The sequence below is a fragment of the Chloroflexota bacterium genome, assembly GCA_026708035.1.
Lineage (GTDB): Bacteria > Chloroflexota > UBA11872 > UBA11872 > UBA11872 > JAJECS01.
On the sequence record JAPOVQ010000013.1, the window covers coordinates 21271 to 37995 of the forward strand.

At 65.9% G+C, this 16725-nt stretch carries 8 protein-coding genes; 1 reads left to right on the forward strand and 7 read right to left on the reverse strand.

The window, feature by feature from the left end:
- Window positions 1-249 precede the first annotated feature (249 nt).
- Window positions 250-801: a peroxiredoxin family protein gene (locus tag OXG33_05315; GenBank protein MCY4113347.1), complete on the reverse strand. Its 552-nt coding sequence runs from the start codon at window positions 799-801 to the stop codon at window positions 250-252.
- A 604-nt stretch (window positions 802-1405) separates the two neighbouring features.
- Between OXG33_05315 and OXG33_05320 the strand changes: the two genes are divergently transcribed.
- Window positions 1406-2617 (forward strand): mandelate racemase/muconate lactonizing protein, encoded by a 1212-nt coding sequence (locus tag OXG33_05320; GenBank protein ID MCY4113348.1) that lies wholly within the window; start codon window positions 1406-1408, stop codon window positions 2615-2617.
- Window positions 2618-2711: 94 nt separating this feature from the next.
- Here the strand turns inward: OXG33_05320 and OXG33_05325 are convergent, their stop codons facing one another.
- The 6 genes from OXG33_05325 to OXG33_05350 form a co-directional block, all read right to left on the reverse strand.
- Window positions 2712-8141: a DEAD/DEAH box helicase gene (locus tag OXG33_05325; GenBank protein ID MCY4113349.1), complete on the reverse strand. Its 5430-nt coding sequence runs from the start codon at window positions 8139-8141 to the stop codon at window positions 2712-2714.
- Window positions 8138-11275 (reverse strand): hypothetical protein, encoded by a 3138-nt coding sequence (locus tag OXG33_05330; protein MCY4113350.1) that lies wholly within the window; start codon window positions 11273-11275, stop codon window positions 8138-8140. Before OXG33_05330 ends, OXG33_05325 begins: the two co-directional genes overlap by 4 nt.
- A 97-nt stretch (window positions 11276-11372) precedes the next feature.
- A complete protein-coding gene (locus OXG33_05335; GenBank protein ID MCY4113351.1) occupies window positions 11373-13172 on the reverse strand; it encodes a family 10 glycosylhydrolase in 1800 nt (599 codons plus the stop codon).
- Window positions 13173-13422: 250 nt separating this feature from the next.
- On the reverse strand, window positions 13423-15189 hold the full coding sequence (locus OXG33_05340; GenBank protein MCY4113352.1) for a family 10 glycosylhydrolase: 1767 nt from the start codon (window positions 15187-15189) through the stop codon (window positions 13423-13425).
- A gap of 250 nt (window positions 15190-15439) precedes the next feature.
- A complete protein-coding gene (locus OXG33_05345; GenBank protein MCY4113353.1) occupies window positions 15440-15988 on the reverse strand; it encodes a DUF1697 domain-containing protein in 549 nt (182 codons plus the stop codon).
- Window positions 15989-16095: 107 nt separating this feature from the next.
- On the reverse strand, window positions 16096-16608 hold the full coding sequence (locus tag OXG33_05350; protein ID MCY4113354.1) for a hypothetical protein: 513 nt from the start codon (window positions 16606-16608) through the stop codon (window positions 16096-16098).
- Window positions 16609-16725 lie beyond the last annotated feature (117 nt).

Consider the following 16725-nt stretch of genomic DNA (forward strand, 5'->3'; position numbering starts at 1 on the left):
ACGATGCCGCCCCCCCGCTGTCTCTCGGCGCCCGACGCCCTCACCCTTGAGGAGACCCTTGCCTAGTCCCTCCAGTACAGATTTGAGGGCAGGTCGGGTCCCCTCTCCCTTGATGGGAGAGGGCTAGGGTGAGGGTGATTCGCGGCTTGGGAATGGGATGTCGACCATTCATTCAAAGGTCTCCTCGAGGGAGAGGGTTGGGGTGAGGGGGTCCCCTGGCACTCCCGCACCGTTTGTCGCCCCGCGCCCTCAGCTCCCGTCCAGCGTCCCCTCCACCTCGAGAATCGCGTCGAGAATCGTGCTGAGCGACGGACGGTCGCCAATGTTCGTACCCACCTGGCGCCAATGCACCACGCGCCACTTCCCGATCAGCAGCACCGCCGGCGCGGCCACATCGTCCTTTAGCAGATTGAATACGCCGAAGCTCTCGGCCACCGCGTGATCAGGGTCGGCGAGGATCGGGTATTCGGCGCGCACGTACCGGGCCATATCCGCGGCTCCCTCGACATCGTCCGTGCTGATGGCGACCGGTCGATACCCCACCTCGGCGAAGAGGGGAATGGCTCCCTGCAGCTCCACGAGCTGCGCGCGGCAGATTCCTCAGAAGAAGCCCCGGTAGAACACCAGGATGACGCCTTGACCGTCCTCAACCAGGCCCGAGAGCGTCACCGCGTTCCCGTGCGCGTCCTGCACGGTGAAGTCCGGCGCGATCTCCGCGCCCTCCGGCGGACCCTCCTCGCCGCACGCCAATAGCAAGCTGCCGACCAGCGCGACGGCGGCCAAAACGACCAAGGATTTCATGCGGCAAGGATACGGCACCTACCATCGCCCGTTCGCCCTGAGCCTGTCGAAGGGCGAGCCTCCCGACCACTTCCGCGCCCCCCTCTGTCATTCCGGCGACGCCTGTCCCCGCGCAGGCGGGGAGCCGGAATCCAAGTCCGGTCAATCCTGCCCGGTGGCCCAGGCTGCGGGCAGCCTGGGAGATACAACCACGGCCAGTCCCACGTCGCACGCTGTGCGGGCCACCGAGACGCCAACCCAAAGAACCTCGTCGGCCCCACCGTCATTCCGAGAGCAGCGAGGAATCCAGGACGTTCGTCCACGGCCGCCGGAAGTGACGCGTCACCCCTCCGTCATTCCCGCGTAGGCGGGAATCTACCCCGAGTTGATCCCCGAGCCGGAATCCCACGTCCGGCTCCCTCTCCCCACCGTGGGAGAGGGTTGGGGTGAGGGGGCCGCGCTGACTCGTCATTCTGGCGAAGGCCCGAATCCAGTCCGGCTCCCGCTCCCACGGGGAGAGGGTCGGGGTGAGGGGGACCGTCACCGACCGTTTGCGGCGGCACTTATCACCCGCCGCTATAGACTGGCCTCACCCCCGGCCGCCCGGCCTCACCTGGACTCCGCCATGCGCATTACCCGCGTGCGGCTCTTCGAGCTTCACGGCGAGCTCGACTACGACGGCGAGCTGTGGGAAGAGCGCGTCGTTCGCCCCATCGACGTCTACCCCGAGCACAAGCACGAGCGCGGCTATCCCATAGCGAGCGGCGGCGTCGGGCAGCAGCGCAACGCGCATGGCGCCTATCCAGTCTCGTCGATCTTCGTCTCGGTCGAGACCGACGAGGGCATCACCGGCCTGGCGGGGACCATCGACCGGCAAACGGCCTTCGTCATCGACACCGACGTCGCGCCACACGTCATCGGCGAGGACCCGCTGGCCATCGAGCGCATTTGGGACAAGCTCTACCGCCAGCTCATCCATGCCCGCAAGGGCCAGCCCATGTTCGCCATCAGTGCCCTCGACGTGGCGCTGTGGGACCTCAAGGGCAAGTGGCTCGGCCAGCCGGTTTACCGTCTGCTGGGCGGTCCCGTGCGAGAAAGTATCCCGGCCTACGCCAGCATGCTCGGCTATTCGCTCCAGCCCGACCGCGTCGCCGCCCGCGCGCGCCAGGTCGTGGACGCCGGCTTCACCGCCACCAAGTGGTTCATGCGCCACGGTCCCGACGACGGCGAGCCGGGCGCCCGCGCCAACGTGGAGCTGGCGCGAACCGTGCGCGAGGCCGTAGGCGACGACGTCGAGGTGATGCTCGACGCCTGGAACAGCTGGAACGCGCGCTACGCCATCGACATGGCCCGGCGCATGGCCGAATTCCGCCCGCGCTGGATCGAGGAGCCGGTCAAGCCCGACGACATCCCGGCCTATGCCCGCATCCGCGCCGCCTCACCCGTGCCGATTGCCGGCGGCGAGCACGAATACACCCGCTGGGGCACGCGCGACTACATGCGCGCCGGCGCCGTCGACGTGTTCCAGCCCGACACCATGTGGTGCGGCGGCATCAGCGAGACCATGAAGATGGCCACCATCTGCTCGGTCTACGACGTCCCGATCATTCTCCACGGATCCAGCGTGCCGGTGAACGTCCACGTCAGCGCGGCGCTGCCGCCCACCCTCTGCCCCTACGTCGAATACCTCATCAAGTGGAACGACATCCGCCAACTGCACCTCGAGCACAAAACCCAGCCCGTCAACGGCCGCATCGCCCCCACCAACACCCCCGGCCTCGGCCTCGACATCGACGAATCCACCGTCACCGAGAGGCGCGAGCTCTCCTGGCGGTAGCCGCGCCCTTGCGCGGGTTGAGTTGGGAAGGGCGGCAAACGGTTTTCCGTTTGCGACCTTTACCAAACCGTCCTCAACGAGGGTATGAGTTCGCCTAAGCCTCGGCGGCGAGCCATGTGTATACGTGATACGGCTGGCGCGTGATGGTGAAAACGTCGAACGCCTGAACTCTCGCGGCGGGGTGCGCGGTTAGAGCTGCTGCTGCCGCCTCGTGTTGTTGCCGAGTGTAGTGCGCTGGATCACGCCGCCATAGCGGATGGCCAACGACCGCGATTCGTTCTCCATCGGGTGCAACGATCCCTGGCAGCAGCCCAAACTTCTCAAGACGGAGGCCAGGTAACGCGTCTTGGAAACCGCCAACGAACGCGCGTGTCTGCTTGTCGGCCAGTTGCGCCCACCGATCGAAAGAGGGCGCCTTGCCCAGCGCGGCCTCGGTCAGATCGAGCGCGAGACGCCAGTCGAGCCAACCGTGAAGCTGCCGATTGTCGTAGCTGCGCAGGCAGTCCGGGCAAGCGGCGTCGCAGGTCTCTGCGTGTGCTGGGTCTTCAAACGTCACGCCAATCTCACGGCGCATCACGTGTAAGACTCGCCGCATTGACTCGGGTCGCGCGAGGAAGGCTGCGTATCCTGCCCCATTCTCGAGGCGGTCCGCGACGAAGGCGCGCGCGGTCAACCCACGACTGCCTCGCCTCGGCTGCAGCCCGATCTGAAGCTCTCTGGAATCTACGTCTAGCTCAGACGCGCAAGCGCGGCGTAGCAACTCCGCGAACGACCACAGCGCCGCTATTCCACCGGGCATCGCGTCGTTGTCGCGGGGGACGAACCCGCCGGGAATCGGAAGCTCGGAGCGATCAAACGCTACAACCAAAGCGTCGGTGCGCTTCACGTAGCCGATGGCGCCCTCGTCATCTGGAGTATTCTCTGGCTCTGGAAAAGGCGAATCTCGCCCGTACAGATCAGGCTGCGGGACTATGACCTCACGTCCATCTTGGTACATCTCGAATCTTTCGCCGTTGTTGTCGTTCACGACAAAGACGTCAGCCTGTGGATATCGAGTAACGGTGACCATGCCAACCGCAAATGATTCGTCATCCTCAGATGTGATTCCTAGCTGCGGCGAAGGCAGTAGTGGACCGCGCTCGGTGTAGTCGTCATAGTCCCTCGGGGCGTACGTCGTGCGGAATCCACGAGGCTGGAAAAGTTTGAACCGATTTATGTCGTCGCCATTGCAGACGACGCAACTTCCTTGGTGCTCTCCCTCAACATCCTCAACAATTGACTCGCAATTGGCACATTGGGCAATTCGCAGGGGCGTACCCAGCGGATTGATGGGGTATGGACTCTGCCCCTGAAACCCCCACGCAGCGAACCCCGCGCAGACATGTATCTCCTTGTCTCGGAGAACCTCTGCGCCGGGTGCGAAGTCCGAGATCGCCATTTCGAGATCGCGCTGAGCAACAATGGCGCGATCTTGCTCCCGCAGACTGCGCGGCTGGTCGCGGTAGAGATCGCGTGAGCGCGTGGGGAATCCAAACATCGGCAGCACGCCGGCCGAGGCCAGACGCTCGCTCAACTCCTGCTGCGTGTAATTCGGGTTATCGATCGCGGCATCGATCGCACGCACTAGATCCGTACGCAGCCACGGCGCAAGCTGATTCCGCTCGCCGGGGTCTAGTCCAGTGAACGCCGTAATCCCCTCGACGATAGAGTCAATCTCATGGGAGTCGCGCAACCACGCCGCGACGGAGGCGCGGTAGGCGGACTTCCAGCCGTCCACACGCCCAAAGGCGCCGTGAATGCTGTCCCGGCCGGTTCGCGGACGCTCATGCGGCGGCAGATTCCGAAACGCCCGACGCAGGCACTCCGTGGCCACCACGCGGCGGCTGATTTGGGGCTGCCGCAGGTCCAGGTAGGGATACGGAGGCGGCAGGCCTGCCATGCGCTTCGGGTGGTTGAAATGGAAGTCGTCGTGCGCGCGGTCGCGGCACAGCGTCAGCGCGTAGGCGAACGGCTGGCCAGTCCGGCCGGCCCGCCCAACGCGCTGCTGGTAGTTGAAGCGCTCGGGCGGCATGTTGGCCATGAGCACCGACTCTAGCGACCCAATGTCGACACCCACTTCCATCGTGGTCGTCACGCTCAGCGCGTCGATGCCATGGGTCAGCGGGTTCTCACGCGGTGGATCGAGACGCGCTCCTTTGAACCACCGCTGCCGCTGGCGCTGAACCGCCAGCGGACGAGTCTGCCCGGTTAACTCCTCGACCCGGAGCCGGCGTGGGCGATCATTGCGGGCCAGCCAGCCGTAGTAGTCGTCGAATCCATGCTCTCCAGGCCTGTCTTGCAGGCTCGTCGAGAGACAGGCGCCATTCGTACACACGCCGGCACTGGCGTGCAGGTGGGCGCGGGCGCACGTCCGGCATTCCCAAACGGGCGCGTCCGGCCGCGTGCGCACGACTGCGAACGGGGCGTTCAGGTCGTCCAGTGGCAAGCGCCAGTGCGCATCGACAACACCTGCGGTTCGCAAGCCTGTCTTGACAGCCTCCCAAAGGTCATTCGCCTCGACGCCGTGCGCGTCGGCAATGGCTGATACGTAGTCCTGCAGCACTCTTGGTGCGTTCGGCGAAGGCGGCCAACGGGATCCTGGGCGCCGCCCGGCCAGTCCACAAATGCGAATCGCGCCGAGGACCAACTGTTCCGCATACTCGCCGCGCAACGGGATATCTGAAATGGGAATTGTGGTCGGCGCGAGATACCCGAGGCGCGCGGATTCCAAGTCGCGGCTCGCCCTGCCAAACAGGACGTCGGCGGCGTGAACTGCAAGGCGCTCGAGGTGTTCATCGTTGGCCCGCCCACGCAACTCCTGGGAGTCGATTGGCTCCCATTCAACTTGCGGCGGGTCGTGGATTCGCCACCACGGCTGGCGGTTCCATTCCTGCACCGAGGCGCCGGGACCCGCCGGGTTCACGCCAAGGCGTACCAGGCGATCTTGCAAGGCCAGCAATAGGTCACCCCAGGCGCGGCCCGACGGCCGTGCCTGCTCCCGCGCTTCAAACTCGCCAATCAGGCGCTCGTGTTCAGGATCGGCCACACCGCGAGCGCGCAGGAGATAGGCCACCCAAACTTCTTGGTGCAGCCGTTGCAGGCGGCCTGCGACTGTGGCCTCGGACGAGGCAAGCGACTTGCCGTCTGCTGCTCGCCGCAGGATCTCCGCAGGGGAGGCAAACTCCGCCAACTCCGTGCATATGAGTTGACGCACGAGGTCGCGGAAGTGGTTCAACTCCAGTCCCGCAGCCGTGGCTGCGGCATCCGCACGGCTGTCTGTAAAGACGATCGTTCGCGACGGTTCGTCTTCGGAACCCAAGCTGGCGAGCAAGCGGTCCGTGATGATCTGGCCAGTAACCGCGACCCGGGTCGTGTGCGCTCGGACCGGCGAGCGGACGACGCCGCGGAAGAACAGCCGAGGGTCACGATTCCATCCTCTCGATTGACAATGGGGGCAAGATTCGGGCAGTGCTGGTGCCCGATGCTTGCCGCTGCGGGATTGCGACGGAACGTTGAACATTGTTCCTGTTGCGCTCCCGACGGCGCGTGGCTGGAGCAGCCCCGTACGGTGACTGTACGCGGCAGGCACGAAACTGAACGTGGCAGAACTCGTCGCCCCAGGCGGCGTATGCGTCCAGTCTTTGATGTGCTGTGCACCGCGCCGCGGCCAATACCACATGTAGTCGCCCCACTTACGCCGGTGCACTGGCGCAACATCCCACTCGGCGAGCTCGGTCGGTCCCGGACCGAGGTACCAACACAGCTCGTTGTTCCCCACAGCAGGCGGCCGGACCGCAAACCCGCCCAGGAAAGTCTCGCCACACTGATCGCAGCAAAGGAGTTCAAGCACCCGGCTTCCGCAGGCGCACGTATGGGTTGGTCGCGCAAACAGCTTTCCGATGCGGCGGTCGGGCGAGCGCCAGCGATCGTCAACCGCCGGGCACTCGGGGTTGCTGCACGCCCAGAGCCCACGAATCGTCCGCACAAACATGTGCGCGCGGAAGGTCGGCTCGCCCCGCCGTGCCTTGTCCCTTGCGACGGCGGCGAGCACGGCGTCCAGCGCTTGGTCTTTTTCAGCCGTTGCCGGCGCATCGAATAAACGCTCGTCGACCTCGACTCGCGTAGTTGGCTGCGGTGCGCCCGATTCGTCAAGGCACGCGCTGGCCAGTGCGGCGCGAAGGTCGTCGCGCTCAAGCGCCTGCCGTAGGCGCAGGTCGGTCGCAAGCGAAGCATCCGCGTGATCAAGCTCGCCGTAGGTCGCCCGAGAAAGCGGCTGATTCGGTCTGATCTCGCTTGGCTTGCCAGGAATGATCGCAAACGTCTCGCGCGGTACGCCGAAGAACTGTTCGAGAAACCCGCGCCCCGCATTGTCTTGAGCCAGGGACGCGCTTGTCGCGACGCAGCGCAACTGCGGTGAATTGGGAGCGAGCCCCAGGCGACGCAACATGTTCCGGATGACTAGCGCCACTTCGCTGCCTTGCGTGCCTCGGTAGAGATGCAGCTCGTCAACCACTAACGTGAACGTGTGATCGACGCTCTGGGCGAGCCAGGCTGCGGTCTGCTCGAATAGCGGTTCCTCGCGGTGGCGCATGAGCATGACGTTGAGCATGGAGAAGTTCGTGACTAGGATGTCTGGCGGATCCGCCACCATGTCCCACCGCGTGAGCAACTCCCCTTCGCGGGGATCGGGAAACTGAACGCGAGTCGAGCGGTCAAGCTGGACAATAGAGTCACATTCATGTTCCATTGAGCGAAGCGCTTCCGCCGCCTCGCGAACGCTTGGATGACTGTTCAGCCTTGGACGGTCGCCAGCGCCGAGCGTCACGCCGGTGTACCGGCCAAAGTAGAGGCGCCGTGAACCCTCGTCCCGCAGGCGCGATACGGCTGACCGCAAGCGCGAAATCTGATCCTCAACCAGCGCGTTGGTTGGATACAGGATCATGGCCCGCATGGCCGCTGGTCGCTCCGCGCTCGACCTAACGCTCCGCCACCTACCGCCGCTTTCCCGCCACCAGCGATGTTCGTCACGGTCGTTGGGCCACGCGCGCGACTCCGCTAGCAGCCGGGCGAAGATGGGAAGTAGGAAGCACTCAGTCTTGCCGGAGCCGGTACCCGAAGTGACGGCGGCGTTGCGTTGTGACGCACCATCCCGTAGCAGCGTGGACAGCGCCTGGACTTGATGCTCGCGCAAACGGAAGTGCCCGTCCTCACTAAACAGCGCAGCGCCAAGGAGATCGGCGGTCTCGCGATCAGTGCCTATCGAAGCGCAAGCATCGAAGATGGAAGTGGTGGATGGGTAGGACAGGACAGGCTCGATGAGCGGATCGGTGAACACCGTGCCAGGGCGCTCCAAGAGCTCGCGCCGCTCGTGCAGCATCGCGTCGTCTCGCAGCCAGAGCGCCGTGTCGTAGTAGCGCAGGTAGCTGTCGCGGATGTCCTGATAAAGCGCGGCGGGCCCGCCGCGGCTGCGCATCGCGTTGGTCAAATCGCGACTCCATTCGACTGCAGGCGAGTCCACAGGCCCGCCGCAATCTCCGGCGGAACGCTTGCGTAGCGGTGCGTTCCATCATCGAACCGCTGCGGCGGGGAACCGCTGCAGAGCATGGCAACGCGCTCGTACAGCCCGGGCAGCTGCGCTCCCAGCCGTACCGCCAGCTCGCGTCGCTCGGGGTCGTAGGCGACCAGTGGCGCGCCGGACCTCACCGACTCCAAGTGCTTGACGAGCCGCGCCGAACCGAGCCGTGCCTCGGTTCGGCCGTTCGTGATCGGTGGGACAAAGGCGTATGTGCGCGGGAAGGAACGCGTGCGAATCGCGCCAGGCGCGGTGGATCGATCTGTCCGCGTCCAACGGCCAGATGCCGCATTGAACCGTTCGATGTCGTCATGAGGCAGTCGCCACTTGGGGAGCGTCTCAACGAGCCTGGCGATGTGCGGCAACCCAGACAGGAGCCGCGCCGCAACATTGTCGACTGCCCGCACCTCGAACCCAAGCGCAGCGCTTGACGATTCGGTTGCGAGGCAGAGGTCGGCGTGCTCCAGCCCAGTCACACGGACGCGCGGCGGAACGCCGTCCACAGGCTCGACATCGAACGAACCGCCAAGTTCTTCGACATCTCCTCGCAACTGGTCGAGCAGCCGGTCGGACCTAAACCCCGTCAGGAAGGCGTCACCATAGGGCAATCCTGCCAGCGCCGGAGGGGCGACTGACCAGCGCTCCACCGCCAGCGTCTCGCGGTTTCGCTCGATCTCTATGTACCCCAACCCCGCCAACTGCCGCGCAAACTCGGAGGTAAACCACGGCGAATCGCCGATGTGACGGGCAAGCGAGGCGAGTGCGGCCCACGTGCCTTCCCCAATCAGGGAAATGGCGTCGAGGACTATCCCAAAGTTTGTCCGCGACTGATCGCTCATGGATTCTGCTATGACTCGCGGTAAGGCACGCGCCGGACGCTCGGACCTGCTTTGGTTCCCACCCACGTCGCGCACTCGCCGCCTTCGCCGAGTTGGCCTCGTGCGTTGCCACTGCGTCAGTCCGCAGCGCTTGCACCGACCAAGCCGGCGCCGGTTCTCATTGGCCACGCCTTCACCGAGGTCCCAGTAGTGGGCACCGCTCCGAACGAAACAGCTTGGCGCGGCACCGCTTCGCGCCGTCGTTCCTTGAGTTGGCGCCTCGTCGCGATCTTCGGCATGGTGCGCTGGCTCTAGAGTTCGCGACGGAAGCAGTCCGCCTCGCTCGGTCACGCGCTCGAGCTCGGCGACGCCGCCAGCCACAACAGGTTCGCCCGGCTCAGTGGACCCGCGCATGGCAGAAACCGTGGCCCAGCTGGGATCGCCGAAAACGGCCCGACGCAGCCCGGCCGCTTGGTCGAGAGGACGCGCGGCATTGGCCGAGCGCAGACGAACCGTCGCCGTCGCGACAGGGCGGCTGGAACGCTTGCCTGATTTACCGACTCCATAGGCCGCCACACGATACTCCCCGGCGGCCGGATTGGACTCGCCCAGACCGGCCACGCCCACAGCCTCGAACCGGCCCAGTGCAATCTCGCCTCCATCAGCGCCCGATGCTTCGAGAATTGGCTGTACGACCAAATCGATCGATGCGTTGGTATCCGTCGAGAACGACACTTCCGGGGGCAGTGCCGCGTGCCACGATTGCCGTTCGGGCAGGGCCAGGCCGCCGCTGAACGCGATTGCGGCCGATGACGTGGGCACGAGCGGAAGCAGGTCATCCGACAACTCGTCCTCCGGGACTGCTGCCACCGAGACGTTCCGGATGAGAGTCCACCCTTCTGGGCAGCCGGACATCGATTTGGTTTCGAATCGTTCACATCCGGGACGAGCGTACTTCTCCAAGAACCCCATCACTTCCGATTCGAGACCACTACGTACGAGCAGGGCGTGGTTCGCCAAAAGGGAGATTCGGTCGATCTCGACGTAGCAATGACGCTCCTGGTCGAAGGCGAGCATGACAATCTGCTTGGCGCGACGCTCCAACTCGATGTCGCCGTCGCGATCGGAGAGCTTTACGTTGGCAATCAGCACGTCGGGAATGGATATGCGTGCGTCTTCGCTGAACCCGCACCAGCCGTCCGGGATCGATTCGGCCAGCGTGAGCCAGTCGCCGCAGGTCTCGAATGCCGCGCGTGCCGCCTCACTGGCATCCGACAGCGTGACGGTTTGGCCGGGCAGCGCCTCGGCGGCGCGGAGGCGCAGCCTCAAATCGAGCCTTCGGCTGGGGTACGTCCGCACGTCAGCAACCAGACGGAGGGGAAATCGCCTCTGGCCTGGCGCAGTGCTTTGGGCGGCCACGCCGTCCCATGCCGCAAGCTCATCGCATGCGATGGCCGCGATTTGTATTCGGATTTCCCCTCTTTCGTGGACATGCTCCGATGGTCCCCAGAGTCGGCGGAGATTGCTCGACGCTTGGCTGCTCGAACGACCGATCCACTCATCGAGCAACTGCTCCATCTCCTCCACGGAAAATGACCCGGGCGCGAGTTCGTTTTCCGCGAACAGTTCAGACAAACACTGGCGATCCTCGTCGCGCATAAGCGCCTGGGAGATGGGAATGCCGACGTGTACGCGCGAGTCGAAAGCAAACGCGGTGGGCCGCCCAAGCCGCCCGTCTCGCTTGACGAGAAATGCGTTCAGCGAGTCCCAGAATAGGTGCGACCACTTTCTGAAGTCTCGCTGGAGCTTCTTCCCGAGCGGGTGGTCGATCTCGACCTCTACGGCTTGCGCAAGTCGACCGTAGTAGTTGGTTGCCCTGAATTTGGCATCGCTTTGCATCGCCTCAGCCGCGAGGGTGAAGAATGCCAGCAGCCCCATGAAAGGCGGCGTGTCTCCGTCCTCTGCTTCTTCCCATTCTTCGAGCAGGGAGGCATGGGACTTGAAGGTGTTGGCCCGCCAGTCGATGTCCAGCGTCCTGCGGACGGCCCGGCGAAAGGCCGCCTTGGGATCCGAAATGCTCGCGTCGATTTGCGCCGCGAGTTCTTGGAGCCTTTCGGCGTCCAAATCCAGATACAGCGGGCGATTGCGCCACTCTCCGCTTAGGTAGTGCCTCGCAATTGCGTCATTCCATAACCAGTAGTCGCCAAACCGGTCTTCTTCCGCCCTCATCGGCCATCCCTCCCCGCCGAATCCTAGCTGCTGCACGGCGCGGCGGCGTGTCGAACCAGGGCGCCTGATCGGCGGCGGTGCCTTGCGATTTCGGGTCCTACCCCGGCGTCTCGTAGGCGAAGTCCCACCCATCCCACTTGCGCAGGGGCTTGATGGTGCGTGGGAGGTCGGGCTCGCCGGCGGCTTGCCAGGCCGCGATTTCGTCCTGGTGACCCAGGCGTTTCAGGCCGCTCCACATGGGCTGGTGGTTCGCCCGCCCGCAGCCGCCCGCGGCGTCCCAGAAGAACATGTGTCCCGCCCCGGCCTCGTAGACCGTCGACGCCCGACGGCGAAAATCCTCCGGCGATTGGTGCCGCGGCATCAGGTTCGGCGCCAGCACGCAGTCGGTCCCGCGCACCAGGTCCACGAAGAACGCCAGCTGTGACGGGTCCGTCCATGAGGAGTGGTGGCTGTCGTAGACCGGCTCGGAGCTATAGGGAATCAGCGTGTCGATCAATCCCTCGTCCATCCACGCGCGCAGGTCGATGCCGTCATGCAGGTTCTCCTGCTCGGTGGCCGCCACCACCGCGCCCACGTCGATGCGCGACCCCCGCGCCTCGCCAGCCTCGTCCATCGCCGCGCGCACCTCGCGCATGAAGCCCGTCAGCGTGCGCGCGCGGTAGGTCAGCCAGCGTGGATCGTCCGCCGCCAGCTCCCGCGGGTCGAGTCGGTATTCCTGCTGGAATCCTTCCACCACCGGCGGCTCGTACTCCACCAGCGGCATGCGGCGGTTGAACAGCAGGCACACGCCGTCCACCGGCCGCTCCACGATCTCCCCCAGCAGTGAGATCACGAACTCCCGCACCGCGGGATAGCTGTAGGCCATGCGCGGCGTGCGGTTGCCCGCCCGATCCTCGCCGCGGCACTCGGGATGCCGGTCGAAGAAGACCTCCCCCAGGCTCGCGCCGTCCAGCGGCGGCGGGTATTTGAACCCCGCGACGCGGTAGCACGCGTGGAACTCCATGCCCAGCGCGTGCGTGTGCGCCAGCGCCACGTCGAACGGGTCCACGCCCTGCTGCTGGAAGTCGCGCCAGCTTTCCGCGTGCATGCGATCGCCGCGCCGTCCGAAGTCCTCCTGGCCCTCCATGATCTCGGCGCGGGCGATGCGGCTGAAGAACCGCGTGCGGTCGCCCCCGCCGGCTTCCCAGTAGATGCGGGATACGTCGGTGTCGCGGTAAGGCTCGATCTCGCGTCGCACCTCTTCCTCGGTGGTGAGCCGGAACAGGTAGTGCGGCCCGTGTGAGTCGTTGTGGGCGAACAGGCGCCGCGTATCCGTCCGCGCCTGGTCCGCCTGCCAAATCTCGAGTTCGTCGTCGGTCAGCGGTACCAGCTTGACGTAGGCCACCCGCGCCGCCGGACCGCTGAACGACCCCGGCGCGTTGCCCGGCGCCACTCGCCGGACCAGCTGGCAGATATCGAGGCTCCGGTCCGTCAGGTCGGCGATCTTCCAGAACATCTCCGCCACTCCGCCGCCGGGCCAATCCGGCAGCAGCCGGGTTTGCAGCGGGGACAGGTCCAGCGTCAGGAGGGAATAGGTGTCCTCGCTGCTGAGCTTGACCGGCACGGCCACCGTGGCGGTGTCGTCGGTGCACTTGAAGTGCGGCACGATGCCCACCGACACCGCGTGCCAGCCGCTCGCGCGCAGCGGAAAGCTCACCGCAGGCGCGGCGGTCTCCGGCCCCGCCGTGATCATGGTGCCCGCCACGTCGTCGGCCTCGAATGACATGGTTCGCCAGTGCCCCCGCTTGCCCGTCGCGCTCAGCGCCGAGGCCGGCTCGCAGCGGTCCAGGTCCGTGCGGTATTGCGGCGGGCTGCTGAGCCAGCCGTCGGCAAAGAGATCGGTCGTGGCTGTCGTCATGCCTCCCGCCTCCTATCGCTCATGCCGCTGTCCGCGCATCGTCCGGCCGGGTAGGGGGGCTTCGCGAACCGCCCTCCTCTCCCTCGATGGGCGAAGGTCGTCCGGCCCCCTCTCCCGGGGGGAGAGGGTTGGGGTGAGGGGACGCCCGTGTTCGCGCTCTCGGAAACCGCTGCAGCCGCGACCCGACTCCCGTCCCTCGATAGGAGAGGGCTGAAGCGAGGGTGATCCGGCACACAACCGAGGGCCGCCATCATCCCGGCGTCGTGTAGGACAGATCCCACTCGTCCAGCACGTCCACGTCGTGTGCGGTGGGTTGCAGCGGAGGCTCCCCCGCCGCGCGCCAGGCCTCGATCTCCTCGCGATGTCCCAGACGTCGCAGCGCATTCCACATCGCGCCGAAGTTCGCCCGGCCGGCGCCGCCCGCCGAATCCCAGAAGAACAGGTGATCGGCGCCCGCGCCGTAGATGCCCGCCGCCTGACGGCGCACCTCCTCGGGCGGGCGGTGTCGCGGCAGCATCCCCGGCGCCAGCACGCAGTCCGTCCCGCGCACCAGGTCCACGAAGTACGCCAGATCCTCCGGATCCTCCCAGGACTCCTCGCGCGGCTCACCCATCGGCACCGAGGTGAAGGGAATCAGCGTGTCGACGATGCCTTCCTCGACCCAGGCTCCCAGGTCAATTGCATGCTGCAGGTTCTCCTGCTCGCTGCTCACCACCACGGCGGACACGCCAAGCCGTTTGCCGTGCACCGCGCCCATCTCATCCATCGCCTGCCGCACCTCGCGCATGAACTGGGTTAGCTCGCGCGCGCGGAACCGCAGCCAGCGCTCGTCGTCCGCCGGCAGCGCGTGCGGATCGAGGCCGTATTCATCCTTGAAGCCCGCCACCACCGGCGGCTCGTATTCCACCAGCGGCAGGCGCCGGTTGTAGAGCAGGCACACCCCGTCGATGGGCCGTTCGGCCATCTCGCGCAGCAGCGAAACGATGTAGGCCCGCACCTCGGGATAGGAATAGGCGATGCGCGGCGTCGTCTGGCCGTTGCGGTCCACCCCGCGCCATTCCGGGTGCGCTGCGGCGAAGGTGTCGCCCACGTTGATGTAGTCCATAGGCGGCGGATACAGGAAGCCGGCGACCCGGTACGACGCGTGAATCTCCAACCCGACGTCGTGACAGTGCTCGATGGCCACATCCAGCGGATCCACGCCCAGCTCGCGGAACTCCCGCCAACTCTCGGCGTGCAACCGGTCGCCCACGCGGGCGAAATCCTCGGCCTCGTCGAACGTGCACCAGCGCGCGATCTTGCTGAAGTAGTAGCTGATGTCGCCTTCGCCGGCTTCCCAATACATGCGGGAGAAGTCGGTGTGACGATAGGGCTCGATTTCGCGCCGGATGCCCTCGGCATCGTTCAATCGCCACAGGTAGTGCGGTCCGTGCGCGTCCTGGTGGGCGAAGAGTGTGCGGGTGTCGGTGCGCTGTCGCTCGGCCTGCGCCTCGGCCACCTCAGCGTCGGACAAGGGCGTCAGCTTGACATAAGCAATACGCACGATCTCCGACCGCCACGCGCCAACCTCGTCAACCGGCGCGGTCTGCCACTGCGGCTGCCCCAGCACCAGTTGCTGACCCGTCAGGTCCGCCGTGCGCCAATACAGCTCCACGAGTTGCAGGTCGTGCCCGACCTCTGGATGCGCCGGCTGCGCCGTCAGCATCGTCGGCGTCGCGTCGCCGCTCAGCCGCGCCGTCACGCATAGCCGCGCGCTCTCGTAGCCCGGCGGCGGCATCACCCCCAGCGATACCGCGTGCCATCCGGCCGCGTTCAGGTCCAGCGTCACGTCCGGCGCGGCCGTCTCGGGGCCCGCCAGCAGCATCCGGCCGCTCATGTCGCCGGCGGTGTACGACATCGCGCGCCAGCGGTGAAACGCCGGCACCGAGCCCACGGCGTCCGGCGGCTGCACGTCGCTCAGGTCGGTGATGTAGACCGGGTCGTTGACCAACCCGCGGTCGGCGATGCCGTCTGCCATATACACCTCACCCACTTGAAGGGGCTGCGGTGGATGTCTCAGCCCCGCGACTAGATCCCGCGCCGCAGAGGTGAACTTACTTTAGGCGGCGGGATTCCGAACGCACAAACCCAGCATCTCCGCTCCAGCCGCACCTCCGTCCAAACTGCACCCTCAGGCGCGCTATCGGGCGCCGCCATGTCCGTCATTCCGGCGGAAGCCGGAATCCAGCCACTCGGGGCGTCGGCATCCCGAACTGCGGGTCTCCCGCTCAGTCGGCGCCAGCCATCTCGAGCAGCTTGCCGACCGTGCGCCAATTGCGAATGGTGATCGTCGTTCCCAATGTCCGGTCGAAGTAGTCGACCGTCAGCTTCGACCGCGCCGTGCCATTCGGAAAGTGCAGATAGACCTCGCGTCCCCGAATCTCGAAGGCGTCCTGCGGCGAGCGGTCCGGATCGAGTTCCGCGATCCGCGCTGCGCTCGGCGTACTCGCCAAGAACCCCACATGAAGGTGGGCCGGGTCGGCCCCCGCCGCCAGAAACGGATTGCCGTCCACGACCGCGGTCCACTCGGCCGCCGTCCGTGTCACGACCGGCACCTCGAACCCGTGGCTTGCGGCGATCTCAGCTTCGATGAGCGACGGAAGACGCTCCGCCAGCGCCGGCTCCGCCCGGAACACGACGTTGCCGCTTTGGATATACGTCCGCACATCGGAGCAGCCCGACGCCTCGAACATCGCCCGAAGGTCGGCCATCAGCAGCTTCTTCGTGCCGCCGACATTGATGGCCCGCAGCAGCGCGATGTAAACGCCATCGCTCATGCGCCGCTCCCCCGCGATCGTCACCGAATGGCAAGACGCCGCTAAGTATCGTCCATTCCATCCGAGCCGGCGCCGAACCGGCCCTCACTTGCAGCACTCGTGTCCGCCTAGAGCCTCGCCGCCGTCATCACCTCGATCAGCCGACCCCGCAAGGGCCTCGTCGCCTGCAACAGATCGTAGAGCCGCTCCTCGACCTCAGCCTTGTTGGGCACCTTCCAATCGGGATATCCGCCAATCCTCCTCTTGAGGAACTGCCGCAACTCACCGGGTCCGTCGAACATCTCTTTCGCCGCCAACAGCTCGGCCAGGTATGCCCGGCGATGGGCATAGGCGTGGGATCGCCCCGCCAGCTTGTGGACGATCTCGACGTGCTCGTGCAGCACCACCAGGTAGGCGAATTCCGGCTCGGCGCTGACAAAGCTCTCCGGCAGATAGATGTTGCCGTCCTCGTCGTACATGGCCAGGTCCGCCCACTCGGGCCACGGATCGCAGATGAAATAGCGGACGTCGGTCCCCTCCACCTCGCACGTACCCACACGGGTCACATTGGCCTTGAGGACCGCCACGAGTTCTTGAAGCTCCGGATGCGGCAGCTTGAGCTTGTCGGTGGGCTTTGGCATTCCTGGCTACTCCTTTGTTCACTCCAGCGCCCTAGCGGCCTTTTCGCCGTGTACAACGCGCCGCAGCGCCCGTGCGCCACGCGTTCACGATCAGAACGTGGCAGGCGACCACAGCCC

Bases quoted from the DNA above. Each gene is read 5' to 3' on its own strand.
- OXG33_05320 (MCY4113348.1), top strand. From the start codon at position 1,406: ATGCGCATTACCCGCGTGCGGCTCTTCGAGCTTCACGGCGAGCTCGAC.
- OXG33_05330 (MCY4113350.1), bottom strand. From the start codon at position 11,275: ATGAGGGCGGAAGAAGACCGGTTTGGCGACTACTGGTTATGGAATGAC.
- OXG33_05335 (MCY4113351.1), bottom strand. From the start codon at position 13,172: ATGACGACAGCCACGACCGATCTCTTTGCCGACGGCTGGCTCAGCAGC.
- OXG33_05340 (MCY4113352.1), bottom strand. From the start codon at position 15,189: ATGGCAGACGGCATCGCCGACCGCGGGTTGGTCAACGACCCGGTCTAC.
- OXG33_05345 (MCY4113353.1), bottom strand. From the start codon at position 15,988: ATGAGCGATGGCGTTTACATCGCGCTGCTGCGGGCCATCAATGTCGGC.
- OXG33_05350 (MCY4113354.1), bottom strand. From the start codon at position 16,608: ATGCCAAAGCCCACCGACAAGCTCAAGCTGCCGCATCCGGAGCTTCAA.